11 protein-coding genes are annotated in these 12,749 nt (G+C 69.9%); 5 read left to right on the top strand and 6 right to left on the bottom strand.

Annotated features, from left to right (window positions below):
• Positions 1 to 1,212, top strand: a 1,212-nt coding sequence (locus DLJ58_RS04780) for a cell division protein PerM (RefSeq protein WP_124854037.1), incomplete at its 5' end; no start/stop codon positions are given.
• 97 nt (positions 1,213 to 1,309) lie between these two features.
• On the opposite strand, the gene DLJ58_RS04775 is transcribed toward DLJ58_RS04780, so the two are convergent.
• Entirely contained in the window at positions 1,310 to 1,864 is a 555-nt protein-coding gene (locus DLJ58_RS04775; protein ID WP_124854036.1) for a DUF4190 domain-containing protein, read from the bottom strand.
• Positions 1,865 to 2,152: 288 nt separating this feature from the next.
• On the opposite strand from DLJ58_RS04775, the gene purN reads away from it, so the two are divergent.
• A complete protein-coding gene (gene purN / locus DLJ58_RS04770) occupies positions 2,153 to 2,773 on the top strand; it encodes a phosphoribosylglycinamide formyltransferase (RefSeq protein WP_124854035.1) in 621 nt (206 codons plus the stop codon).
• Entirely contained in the window at positions 2,770 to 4,341 is a 1,572-nt protein-coding gene (purH, locus tag DLJ58_RS04765; RefSeq protein WP_124854034.1) for a bifunctional phosphoribosylaminoimidazolecarboxamide formyltransferase/IMP cyclohydrolase, read from the top strand. Before purN ends, purH begins: the two co-directional genes overlap by 4 nt.
• 81 nt (positions 4,342 to 4,422) lie before the next feature.
• Here purH and DLJ58_RS04760 read toward each other — a convergent pair whose 3' ends face one another.
• The 5 genes from DLJ58_RS04760 to DLJ58_RS04740 form a co-directional block, all read right to left on the bottom strand.
• Positions 4,423 to 5,460, bottom strand: a complete 1,038-nt coding sequence (locus DLJ58_RS04760; RefSeq protein WP_124854033.1) for an ABC transporter ATP-binding protein — start codon at positions 5,458 to 5,460, stop codon at positions 4,423 to 4,425.
• Positions 5,441 to 6,472, bottom strand: coding sequence for an ABC transporter ATP-binding protein (locus DLJ58_RS04755; protein ID WP_124854032.1), 1,032 nt, complete (start codon positions 6,470 to 6,472; stop codon positions 5,441 to 5,443). The genes DLJ58_RS04760 and DLJ58_RS04755 overlap by 20 nt, the downstream gene beginning before the upstream one ends.
• A 65-nt stretch (positions 6,473 to 6,537) precedes the next feature.
• On the bottom strand, positions 6,538 to 7,494 hold the full coding sequence (locus DLJ58_RS04750) for an ABC transporter permease (RefSeq protein WP_124854031.1): 957 nt from the start codon (positions 7,492 to 7,494) through the stop codon (positions 6,538 to 6,540).
• A complete protein-coding gene (locus tag DLJ58_RS04745) occupies positions 7,487 to 8,425 on the bottom strand; it encodes an ABC transporter permease (RefSeq protein ID WP_112583767.1) in 939 nt (312 codons plus the stop codon). The genes DLJ58_RS04750 and DLJ58_RS04745 overlap by 8 nt, the downstream gene beginning before the upstream one ends.
• 197 nt (positions 8,426 to 8,622) lie before the next feature.
• On the bottom strand, positions 8,623 to 10,224 hold the full coding sequence (locus DLJ58_RS04740) for a peptide ABC transporter substrate-binding protein (protein WP_124854030.1): 1,602 nt from the start codon (positions 10,222 to 10,224) through the stop codon (positions 8,623 to 8,625).
• Positions 10,225 to 10,706: 482 nt separating this feature from the next.
• On the opposite strand from DLJ58_RS04740, the gene DLJ58_RS04735 reads away from it, so the two are divergent.
• Entirely contained in the window at positions 10,707 to 11,567 is an 861-nt protein-coding gene (locus DLJ58_RS04735) for a bifunctional methylenetetrahydrofolate dehydrogenase/methenyltetrahydrofolate cyclohydrolase (protein WP_124854029.1), read from the top strand.
• A 139-nt stretch (positions 11,568 to 11,706) separates the two neighbouring features.
• Positions 11,707 to 12,657: a malate dehydrogenase gene (locus tag DLJ58_RS04730; RefSeq protein ID WP_112583765.1), complete on the top strand. Its 951-nt coding sequence runs from the start codon at positions 11,707 to 11,709 to the stop codon at positions 12,655 to 12,657.
• Positions 12,658 to 12,749 lie beyond the last annotated feature (92 nt).

The following is a 12,749-nucleotide window of genomic DNA, read 5'->3' as shown; positions in this document are numbered from 1 at the left end:
GTCAGGGGTGACGGGGGACATCCGCTCTACTCTGGCACGTCGCGCGGGCGGGCGCCGTTGCCCGTCGCCGCCGGGGTGGCCGCCTGCTGGGCGGCCCTCACCTCGTACCTGCCGGTCGCCATCGTGCTCGGCCTGGTGCAGCTCGGCGCGGATGGCACCACAGTGACCGGCACCCTGCGCACCGCGCTGTCCGGCTGGCTGCTCGGGCACGGCGTGCCGCTGCACACCGAGACCGGGCCGCTCGGGCTCGCCCCGCTGGCGCTGACCGTGCTCGCGCTCTGGCGGCTGACCCGCGCCGGCGTGCACGTCAGCCGCGCGATCGGTGCCCGCGACACCCGCTCACCGCGCCGGGCACTGCTCGCCGCGGTCGCGGTCGGTGTCGCGTACGCGCTGCTCGGTGCACTCGCGGCGGTGCTGGTCGGCACGGGTGGGCCGAATGTGTCGCTGATCCGGGCGGGCGCCACGTTCGCGGCGGTCGGCACACTCGCCGCGCTGGTCGGCGCGGTCCGGATCACCGCCGTGACCCGGCTGCTCGTCACCCGACTTCCGGGCCCGGTGCGCGACGGCGTTCGCACCGGGCTGGTGGCCGGGCTGCTGCTGCTCGGCGCGGGCGCGGGCGCGGCCGGCCTGGCGGTGGCCACCGGCGGCGGCGACGCTGCCGACATGATCGGGGCGTACCGGACCGGGGTCGCCGGGCAGGCCGGCATCACCCTGGTCAGCGTCGCGTACGCGCCCAACGCGGCGGTCTGGTCGACCAGTTACCTGCTCGGGCCGGGGTTCGCGGTGGGGACTGACACCGCGGTCCGTACCAGCGAGGTGTCGGTCGGCGCGCTGCCGGCCGTGCCGCTGCTCGCTGGCCTGCCGCGCGGCCCGGTGGACGGCTTCGGCGCCCTGTTGCTCGCGGTGCCGGTGCTGGCCGGGATGGTCGCCGGTTGGCTGCTCGCCCGGCGGGTGGCTCGACTCGCCGTGCCGGAGCGGGCTGCACAGCGCTGGGCCGAGTTGCTGGCCCCGGCGGTGCTGGCCGGGCCGGTGGCCGGGGTTGTGCTCGGTGCGGCCGCGGCGGTCTCCGGCGGGCCGCTCGGCGCCGGTCGGCTGTCCCAGGTCGGGCCGGTGGGTTGGCAGGTCGGGGCGGTGGCGGCCGGTGTCATAGCGGTCGGCGCGCTGCTCGGCGCCGCAGCCACCCGGGCGCTGACCCGCCGGCCCGCACAGTAGAGCCGCCGCCACCTGGGCGCTGACCCGCGGTCCCGCGCGGTGGACGAGCGCGGGGCGCCCCGGACCAACCCGGAGCGCCCCGTCGAAACCGAGCCCGTCAGGGCTGGGCGGGCAGGTTCACGTTCAGCACAACGCTCAGGATGATCGAGATGATGCCGAGCGCGACGCCGACCGCACCACAGATCAGGCCGGCCTTGGCCTGACCGGCGTTGCTGGCCTGCCCCTGGGCAGCCTTCTGCTTGCCCAGGTAGCCGGTCACCAGGGCTCCGATGCCGACCGGGATGCCCAGGATGGCGCAGCAGGCCAGAGGGATCGACGCGATACCGAGGATCAGCGCCACCAGGCCGAGGGTGTTGTTCTGCCCCTGTGCCTGCGGGTACCCGGCGTTCGGGTAGGTCGGGCTGGCGCCGTACTGGGGCTGCTGCTGCGCGTACGGGTCCTGGTACGGCGGCTGCTGGCCGTACGGCTGCCCCGAGGTGGGCTGCTGACCGTACGGGGCCTGCGGCGCGGCGTACGGGTCCTGCGGCTGCTGACCGTACGGCTGGCCGGAGGTGGGCTGCTGGCCGTACGGGGCGGCCGGCGGCTGGGGAGCGGTCGGGTCCTGGTTGGGCTGCTGGCCGTACGGGTCCTGACCGGGGTTACCGGGCTGCATTCGAGAAGCTCCTTGGACTGGTTCCGTCAGTTGATGCTCTTTGTTTCCATCCATGATCGCGGTCAGTCCTCCCAAAGCCCAGTACAGCGACAGGACGACATATCTCCCGAAGCAGGCAAAAGGCCCTTTTCGACCGCTTCGTGTGCCGGATCAGGGGCGGTGTGTGGCCGGCGTGGCGTTCGGCCCGAGCGAGCGGCAGCGTATCGGGTCGACGCACGTCGGCACTGTCGAAGATCGGCGCACCGCCCAGTCGAAGGGCGTCCCTGACCTGCCCGATAGGGTGACCCGGTGACCGAGCCCGCGCCTGTCGCCCGCATCGTCGTCCTCATCTCCGGCTCCGGGAGCAACCTTCAGTCGCTGCTGGATGCCGCTACCGACCCCGCGTACGGCGCACAGGTCGTCGCGGTCGGCGCGGACCGCGACGGCATCGCGGGCCTGGACCGGGCCGACGCCGCGGGGGTGCCGACCTTCGTCGAGCGGGTCCGCGACCACGACACCCGGGAGGACTGGGACCGCGCGCTCACCGCGCACGTCGCGAAGCACCAACCCGACCTGGTCATCTCCGCCGGTTTCCTCAAGCTGGTCGGCCCGCACTTCCTCGCCGCCTTCGGCGACCGCTACCTGAACACCCACAACACGCTGCTGCCGGCGTTTCCCGGCATCCACGGCCCGCGTGACGCCCTCGCCTACGGCGTGAAGCTCACCGGAGCCACCCTCTTCTTCGTCGACGCCGGCATGGACACCGGGCCGATCGTCGCGCAGGTCGCGGTGCCGGTGCTGGACGACGACGACGTCGACACGCTCACCGAGCGCATCAAGGAAGCCGAGCGACGCCAGCTCGTCGAGCAGGTCGGTCGGCTGGTCCGCGAAGGCTGGACCATCACCGGAAGGAAGGTCACGGTTCCGTGAGTCCCACTCAGGACGGGCGCCGCCCGATCAGGCGGGCGCTGGTCAGCGTCTACGACAAGACCGGGCTGGTCGAGCTGGCTCAGGCCCTGCACGCGGCCGGTGTGGAGATCGTGTCCACCGGCAGCACGGCGGGCACCATCGCCGCCGCCGGGGTGCCGGTGACGCCGGTGGAGACGGTGACCGGGTTCCCCGAGGTGCTCGACGGCCGGGTGAAGACCCTGCACCCGAAGGTGCACGCGGGTCTCCTCGCGGACCTGCGGAAGGACACGCACGTGGCGCAGCTCGACGAGCTGGGCGTGGCGGCGTTCGACCTGCTGGTCTCCAACCTCTACCCCTTCCAGGCGACCGTCGCTTCCGGCGCCGACGTCGAGGAGTGCGTGGAGCAGATCGACATCGGCGGCCCTGCCATGGTGCGGGCCGCCGCCAAGAACCACGCCTCGGTCGCCGTGCTCACCGACCCGGCCGGTTACCCGGCGCTGCTCGGCGCGCTCAGCGAGGGGGGCTTCACACTGGCCCAGCGTCGTGCGCTGGCCGCCCGGGCGTTCGCCGACATCGCCGAGTACGACGTCGCCGTGGCCCAGTGGTGTGCCCGGGAGCTGGCACCCGCCGACGACTGGTGGCCGCAGTTCGCGGGGCTGGCGCTGCGCAAGTCGACAGCGCTGCGCTACGGCGAGAACCCGCACCAGCCCGCCGCGCTCTACACCGACCCGGACGCCCCGGCCGGGCTGGCCCAGGCCGAGCAGCTGCACGGCAAGGAGATGTCCTACAACAACTACGTCGACGCCGACGCCGCCTGGCGGGCCGCGAACGACTTCGCCGACCAGCCGGCGGTGGCGATCATCAAGCACGCCAACCCGTGCGGCATCGCGGTCGGCGCGGACGTCGCCGAGGCGCACCGCAGGGCGCACGCCTGCGACCCGGTGTCGGCGTACGGCGGTGTCATCGCGGTCAACCGGTCGGTCTCGGTCGAGCTGGCCCGGCAGGTCGCCGAGATCTTCACCGAGGTGGTGGTCGCTCCCGGCTTCGACGAGGGCGCGGTCGAGGTGTTGCAGGGCAAGAAGAACATCCGGCTGCTGCGGGCACCGGCCTGGACGCCGGCGCTGGTGGAGTTGCGGCCCGTGACCGGTGGCGTGCTGGCCCAGGTCGCCGACCGGGTGAACGCCCCCGGCGACGACCCGGCGAGTTGGGAGTTGGCGACCGGCGAGGCCGCCGACGAGGAGCTCCTGCGGGACCTCGCGTTCGCCTGGCGGGCGGTCCGCGCGGTGAAGAGCAACGCGATCCTGCTCGCCAAGGACGGCGCCACCGTCGGCGTGGGCATGGGTCAGGTCAACCGGGTCGACTCGGCGCAGCTCGCGGTCAGCCGCGCCGGCGCCGACCGGGCCCGCGGCTCGGTCGCCGCCTCGGACGCGTTCTTCCCGTTCGCCGACGGCCCGCAGATCCTCATCGACGCCGGCGTCCGCGCCATCGTGCAGCCCGGCGGCTCCATCCGCGACGAAGAAGTCATCGAAGCGGCAAAGAAGGCCAACGTGACGATGTACCTGACCGGTACCCGCCACTTCTTCCACTAACCGTGGGTTGATCATGGTGTTGACGGGCGACAGGCCGGACGAAACGGCCCGTCAACCCCATGATCACCGTGGTTTGAGGGGTCAGGCTGCGGTGGTTGGGCGGAGTTCGGCGAAGTGGCAGGCGGACGGGTGGGGGTCCGCCGCCCTGGGAACTGTCGCCGGGTCTTCGACGGCGCAGATGTCCTGGGCCTTCCAGCAGCGGGTCCGGAAATGGCACCCGCTCGGCGGGTCGGCCGGGCTGGGCACGTCGCCGACCAGCCGGATCATGTTGCGCTGGTCGCGGGCCTCCGGGTCCGGCACCGGCACCGCGGAGAGCAGAGCCTGGGTGTACGGGTGGGTGGCCCGCTCGTAGATCTCGTCCTCGGTGCCGATCTCGACGATCCGACCGAGGTACATCACCGCGACGCGGTCGGCGATGTGCCGCACCACGGACAGGTCGTGCGCGATGAAGATGTACGAGAGCCCCAGCTCGCCCTGCAACTGCTTGAGCAGGTTGATCACCTGGGCCTGGATGGAGACGTCGAGCGCCGACACCGGCTCGTCGCAGACGATCACCTCGGGCTTCAGCGCGAGGGCGCGGGCGATGCCGATGCGCTGACGCTGACCGCCGGAGAACTGGTGCGGGTACCGGTTGATGTGCTCCGGGTTGAGCCCGACCAGGTCCAACAGCTCCTGGACCCGCTTGGCCTTGCTGCCCTTCGGCGCGGCATCAGGGTGGATCTCGAACGGCTCGCCGATGATGTCGCCGACGGTCATCCGCGGGTTCAGCGAGGTGTACGGGTCCTGCATCACCATCTGCATGTTGCGGCGCAGCCGGCGCAGCTCGCCCCCGGAAGCCTTGAACAGGTCCTTGCCCTCCAGGGTGGCGCGTCCGGAGGTGGGCGTCTCCAACCGCATCAGCAGCCGGGCGAGGGTGGACTTGCCGCAGCCGGACTCGCCGACCACGCCGAGCGTCTCGCCCCGACGCAGCTCGAAGCTCACTCCGTCGACGGCCTTCACCGCCCCGATCTGCCGCTGGAACAGCACGCCCTGAGTGATCGGGAAGTGCTTCACCAGGTTGTCGACGGAGAGGATGGTCTCGCCACGGACCTTGGTGGGGTTAGCGGGCGATGCTGTCATCACGGACCTCCTGCGCGAAGTGGCAAGCGCTGGTCCGGCCGTCGCCGAGGACCAGGTCGTGCGGCACCTCGTCCACGCAGACCTGCTGGACGTACGGGCACCGGGGGTGGAACGGGCAGCCGGACGGGATGCGCATCAGGTTCGGCGGCAACCCCTTGATCGTCGACAGTTCCTGGCCGCGAACGTCCAGGCGCGGGATCGACTCCAACAACCCCTTGGTGTACGGGTGGGCGGGCGCCTTGTAGAGCGAGCGGACATCGGCGTGCTCGACGATCCGGCCGGCGTACATGACCGCGATCCGGTCCGCGACACCGGCGACCACACCCAGGTCGTGGGTGATCAGGATCATCGCCATGTTGAGTTCCCGGCGCAGGTCGGCCAGCAGGTCCATGATCTGGGCCTGCACCGTCACGTCCAGGGCCGTGGTGGGCTCGTCGGCGATCAGCACCTTCGGGTCCAGCGCCAACGCCATGGCGATCATGACGCGCTGCCGCATGCCGCCGGAGAACTGGTGCGGGTAGTCGCCGATCCGCTTGGCGGCACCCGGGATCTTGACCAGATCCATCAGCTCGACGGCACGACGTCGAGCGTCGGCTCGGGACATGCCGGCGCGCTGGCGCAGCGTCTCACCGATCTGCCAGCCGACCGGGAAGACCGGGTTGAGGGCGGAGAGCGCGTCCTGGAAGATCATCGCGATCTCCTTGCCGCGTACCTGCCGGCGCTGCTCCTCGGAGCGGGTGAGCAGGTCCTCGCCCTTGTAGAGGATCTGACCGGAGCGGACGAACGCGGGCGGGGTGTCCAGGATGCCCATGATCGCCTGGGCGGTGACCGACTTACCCGAGCCGGATTCGCCGAGCACGGCAAGGGTCTCGCCGGCGTCCAGGTGGTACGACACACCGTTGATCACCCGGGCGACGCCCTCGTTGGTGCGGAACTCGACGTGCAGGTCCCGCAGCTCCAGCAGGTGACCGCCCTCGGGTGTGGCGGAGGCGGGCGTGGGTTGAACGGTCATGGCTGTGCCTGCCTTTCGCTCGCGACTGCGGTGCTCGCTGCGCTCACTCCTCGCGTTCGCATGTCTCACCGCAGCTTCGGGTCGAAGGCGTCACGGATCGCGTCGCCGAGCATGATGAACGCCAGCACGGTCAGCGCCAGGAAGGCCGACGGGACGATCAACGGGGTGGCCGCCTCCCGCATGTGGATCCGGCCGGTGTCGATGTCCTGCCCCCACGAGATGGTGGGCGCCTTCAGGCCGATGCCGAGGAAGGAGAGCGTCGCCTCGGCCGCGATGAACGAGCCGAGCGCGATGGTCAGTACGACGATCGCCGGGGCCAGCGAGTTCGGCAGGATGTGCCGCCACATGATCCGGCTGTTGCCGGCACCGAGCATCCGGGCCGCCGCCACGTAGTCCTGCTCCTTCGCGGTGATCACCGAGGACCGGACCACGCGGGCGGCGGTGGTCCAGCCGAGGAGAGCCAACACGAAGACGACCGCGCCGATACGAGCCCACTGGTTGTCACTGGACACCCGCTTGAGCAGCACGATCGCGGCCAGCAGCAGCGGAATGCCGAGCACCACGTCGATCACCCGGGACAGCACCGCGTCGACCCAGCGGCCGAAGTAACCGGCCAACATGCCGACCACCAGCGCGATGATTCCGGTGCCGAGCGCGGCGAGCGCGCCGACCAGCAGCGATGCCCGGGTGCCGTAGACCGCCCGGGAGTACGTGTCGCAGCCCTGGAAGTCGTACCCGAAGATGGCCCCGCCGGACGGCCCGGCGTGTTGCCGGGAGAGCAGGCAGTCGTTCGGGCTGTTGGTGGTGAAGACCCCGGGTAGCAGCGCCATCAGGGTGAAGATGACGACCAGCGCCAGCGAGATCCAGAAGATCGGGTTGCGGCGCAGGTCGCGCCAGGCGTCCCCGGCCAGGCTGCGGGGCTTGTTCGCGCCGCCGACCTGGTTGGGCGCGCCCGGCTCTCCCGAGGGGCCACGTCGCGCGGCCTGGTTCTCGGTGGCCGCCACAGTCTCGAAGTCACTCATAGCGGATCCTCGGGTCGAGTACGGCGTACAGGACGTCCACCACCAGGTTCGAGACCAGGTAGACCACGACGAGCACGCTGACGATGCCGACCACCAGGGGGCCGTCCTCGGTGCGGATGCCGCGGAAGAGGTTGAAGCCCACGCCGGGGATGTTGAAGACGCCCTCGGTGATGATCGCGCCGCTCATCAGGTTGCCCAGTTCCACACCGAGGAAGGTGACCACCGGGATCAGCGAGTTGCGCAGCACGTGGACGATGACGATGCGCCGCTTGACCAGGCCCTTGGACCGGGCGGTCCGGACGTAGTCCGCGCGCAGGTTCTCCGCCACCGAGGCCCGGGTGAGTCGTAGGGCGGTGGCCAGCGACAGCGAGCCGAGCACGATGCCCGGCAGCAGGAGCGCGTAGAACGTCGGGTCGGAGCCGGCGGTGGGTGGGAAGAGCTGCCACTTGACACCCAGGAAGTACTGCGCCAGCGGCGCCAGCACGATCGTCGGGATGCCCAGCACCAGCAGGGTCAGCACCAGCGTCGAGTTGTCGAAGATGCTGGCCCGGCGGATGCCGGCGAGAACCCCGGCGGTGACACCGAAGATGATCGCCACGGCGAGCGCGATGAGCGCGAGCCGCACGGTGACCGGCCAGGCCTGCTGGAGGATGTCCCCGATGCTCCGACCGGTGAGCGACTCGCCCAGGTTGCCCTGGAGCAGGTCCTTCACGTAGTCGAAGTAGCGGTAGAAGAAGCCGCCGACGCCCGTCTGATCCAGGTTGTACTTCTCGGTGAGGTAGGCCCGCTGCGCTGGCGTCACCGGCCGTTCGCCGGCGAGCGCCTGGATCGGGTCGCCCTGCCCGGCGAATGTCAGCGCGTAGACGATCAGGGTGGTCCCGAAGAACGCCAGGACCATCTGCAGTAGGCGCCGCAGGATGTAGCGGAACATGCTTAGCAGTCTCTCCGGAAATGTGCGAAAGGGTCGCAGGACGGCATCTCTGGTCGTACCCGAAATATCCGAGACATGCCGTCCGGCCCGGTGGAGCCGGCGCCACCGACGCCGGGTCCGCTGCTGCGGCCCGGCCCCGGTGGCGCGGTCGGGGCCACCCGGGCATCGTCGCCCGGGTGGCCCGCACCATGATCAGCTCAGCTGGCTGCTTCGATCTTGACGAGGTTGACCCGCTGGAACAGGTCCATCTCCACGTTCTTGACCTTGGACGAGTGGCCGAACACGTTCTCGCCGAAGCGGAGCGGGATCACCGGCATGTCCTTGGCCAGGATGTCCTCCGCCTGCTGGTACTTGGCGATCGCCTCGTCCTGCGTCTTGGCGGCCGAACCCTCCTTGACCAGCTTGTCGAACTCCGGGTTGCTGTAGCCGTAGTAGTTCGACGAGCCGTTCGTGCTGTACAGCGGGCCGAGGTAGTCCTCCATGGTCGGGTAGTCCATGACCCAACCCATCCGGAACGCACCCACCGGCGTCTTCTTCTCGACCTTGGTCAGCAGGTCGGCGAACTTCGGCTCGACCGAGCCGACCGCGTCCACGCCCAGGTTGGTCTTGAGCTGGTTGACCGTGGCGTCGACCCAGTCCTTGTGCCCGCCGTCGCCGTTGTACGAGATGACGATCTTCGACGGGCCGCCGGCGGCCTGGTAGAGCTTCTTGGCCTCGGTCGGGTTGAACTGGGCGGCCTCGCCCGCGGTGTCCTCCCGGTAGCCCGGCAGGACCGGCGAGACGAAGGAGCGCGCCGACGTCTGCGAACCCTTGAAGACCGACTTGGTGATCTCGTCACGGTCGATCGCCATCGAGATGGCCTTGCGCACGTCCGGCTTGCTGTAGTCCTTGTCGAACGTCGGGAACGCGAGGAACTGGAACGACGACATCGGGCTGGTCTTGTACCGGTCACCCAGGTCGCTCGGCGCGGTGCTCAGGCTCTCGGTCGGGATCGTGGGCAGCACGTCCAGGTTGTCCGCCAGGACGTCCGCGTAGGCCGCGGTGAGCTGCTGGTAGATCCGGAACTCGATGTTCTTGACCTTGGGCTTCTCGCCCGGGAACGCGTCGTAGCGCTCGACGTCGATCTTGCTGTCGTGCTGCCAGGTGCCCTTCATCTTGAAGGGGCCCTGTCCGATCGGCGCCTGCTCGTAGGAGTCCTTGAGCACGCCCGGAGCCGAGAACGCGGCGTCCGGCATCGGGAAGAACGCGTTGTAGCCCAGCGTCGTCTTGAAGTCGATGTACGGCTCGGAGAGCGTCGCGGTGAAGGTGAGGTCGTCGACCTTCTTCAGGCCGGACATCTCCTTGGCCTTCGGCGTCTTGCCCTGCAGGTCGGCGTAACCAGAGATCTTCTCGAAGAAGGGGTTGGTGTCCTGACCGTTCGGGGCGTACGCGCCGTAGTTCCAGGCGTTGATGTAGTTCTGGGACGTGACCTTCTCACCGTTGTGGAAGGTGAAGCCGTCCTTGATCTTGATCGTCCAGACCTTGTTGTCGGACGAGGTGATCGACTGGGCGGCGACCTCGTACGGCTTGTTCTGGGCGTCGTAGTCGACGAGCGGGCTGAACAGGCCGGCGATCACCTGCGAACCGGACGTCTCGGTGGTGTTGGTGGGAACCAGGTGCTTCGGCTCGGCGATCTGGATGCTGACCACCGAACTGTCGCTGCCACCGGATCCACCGTCTCCGCCGCTGCCGCAGGCCGCGAGGCCCAGCGTCACCGCGAGCGGGAGGGCGGTCCAGGCGGCGAGTCTACGAACTCGCATTGAGCCTCCTCATCTCCTCACGCTGCGCAGTCAGGCCCGACGCTGGGTTACGCTGCGCAACAAGCGGTAACGGTAGGTCGGCAACGGGCCTTCGACAACGACGCGGTTGCGGGTGGGTAACGGTCCGGGGGTGCCCCTCTTGTCGAGGGCGAGCGAATCTGCTACCCCAAACCGGTTTTATCGACGTTGGCCTGCAAAAACCGTGATGGTTGACGACGTGTTCGCCCCCGCCCGGCCGTCTGAGTGCCGCCTGGGGCGGGCGTCCGGTCTCCGTGGAGCTGGCCCGGCCTGTCTGGTTCGACCGTGATCGAACCCACAAATTGTCACCGAAAGTGACTAGCAACACCTCACGCACGGTGACTTCAGTAGTGGTCACCCCGCCGTGGCCCGCCCCGTCCGGTGGTCGCCCCACCGCACAGGGCGGCGGACGGCCCGAGCGAGGTCGTCTGATCCGTGGGCGGTGGCCGTGAGACGATCTGGTCGTGACGGCGACGCTTCTGGACGGCAAGGCAACCGCAGCGGAGATCAAGGACGAGCTGCGCATCCGGGTGAAGGCACTCGCGGAACGCGGCATCACCCCCGGGCTCGGCACGGTCCTGGTCGGTGCGGACCCGGGCAGCCAGGCGTACGTCAACGGCAAGCACCGCGACTGCGCCGAGGTGGGCATCGCCTCGATCCGCCGCGAACTGCCGGCCGACGCCACCCAACAGCAGGTCGACGACGTACTGGCCGAGCTGAACGCCGACCCGGCGTGCCACGGCTACATCGTTCAGCTGCCGCTGCCGGCCCACCTCGACACCCAGCGGGTGCTTGAGTTGATCGACCCGGAGAAGGACGCCGACGGCCTGCACCCGGTCAACCTGGGTCGGCTCGTGCTCGGCTACGACGGTCCGCTGCCGTGCACGCCGCGCGGCATCGTCGAGCTGCTCCGCCGGCACGACGTGGCGCTGCGCGGGGCCACCGTCGCGGTGGTCGGCCGCGGCAACACGGTTGGCCGACCGCTCGGCCTGCTGCTCACCAGGCGCAGCGAGAACGCCACGGTCACCCTCTGCCACACCGGCACCCTCGACCTCGCCTCGCACACCCGGGCCGCGGACATCGTCATCGTCGCGGCCGGCGTACCGGGTCTGCTCACCGCCGACATGATCAACCCCGGCGCGGTGGTGGTGGACGTCGGCATCACCCGCGTGATCGGCGCGGACGGCAAGGGCCGCTACACCGGCGACGTGGACCCGGAGGTGGCCGAGACGGCCGGCGCGCTGGTCCCCATGCCCGGCGGCGTGGGCCCGATGACCCGGGCCATGCTGCTCACCAACGTCGTCGAGCGCGCCGAGCGCGGCTGACCCGCACCTCGGTAGCGTCGAACCAGGACGGCGGTGACGTTCACCCCATCCCGGCGATGGCCGCCGCCCCTGGCCTGATCGGTGCCAGGATGACTGATACGGTCCGGAAAACCGACTGGTATCAGGGAGTGGGACGACCATGGGTAAGAAGGTCACTGTCGTCGGGGCTGGCTTCTACGGCTCCACCACCGCACAGCGCCTGGCCGAGTACGACGTCTTCGACACCGTAGTGATCACCGACATCGTGGAGGGCAAGCCCGCGGGCCTCGCGCTCGACCTCAACCAGTCCCGGGCCATCGAGGGCTTCGAGACCAAGGTGGTCGGCGTGACCACCGGCCCCAACGGTGAGGGCTACGAGAGCATCGAGGGCTCCGACGTCGTCGTGATCACCGCTGGCCTGCCGCGCAAGCCCGGCATGAGCCGGATGGACCTGCTGGAGACCAACGCGAAGATCGTCCGCCAGGTCGCCGAGAACGTCGCCAAGTACGCCCCGAACGCCGTCGTCATCGTGGTCTCCAACCCGCTGGACGAGATGACCGCGCTGGCCCAGCTCGCCACCCAGTTCCCGAAGAACCGGGTGCTCGGCCAGGCCGGCATGCTCGACACGGCCCGGTTCAGCAACTTCGTCGCCGAGGCGCTGAACGTGCCGGTGGCCTCGGTACGCACGCTGACCCTGGGCTCGCACGGCGACACCATGGTCCCGGTGCCGTCGAAGAGCACCGTCAACGGCAAGCCGCTGCGCGACGCCATGCCGGCCGAGCAGATCGAGGAGCTGGTCGTCAAGACCCGCAACGGTGGCGCCGAGGTGGTCGCGCTGCTCAAGACCGGTTCGGCCTACTACGCCCCGTCCGCCGCCGCGGCCCGGATGGCGAAGGCCGTCGCGGAGGACTCCGGCGAGGTCATGCCGGTCTGCGCCTGGGTTGACGGCGAGTACGGCATCTCCGGTGTCTACCTGGGTGTCGAGGCCGAGATCGGCGCCGAGGGCGTCAAGCGGGTCGTCGAGACCGACCTGGACGCCGACGAGCGCGCCAGTCTCCTGGAGGCTGCCGAAGCCGTCCGCGCCAAGCAGGGCGACATCTCCAGCATGTAGTTCCCCCGAACCAGAACCACCCGAAGGGCCCGCCGGCAAACCCGGCGGGCCCTTCGGGTGGTTCTGGTTCGGGGGAACTACATGCTGGAGAT

The sequence above is a fragment of the Micromonospora arida genome, from assembly GCF_003857035.1.
In the GTDB taxonomy this organism is placed as follows: domain Bacteria; phylum Actinomycetota; class Actinomycetes; order Mycobacteriales; family Micromonosporaceae; genus Micromonospora; species Micromonospora arida.
The sequence above is the reverse complement of the archived record's forward strand: the minus strand, read 5'-3'. Positions and strand labels throughout refer to the sequence as shown.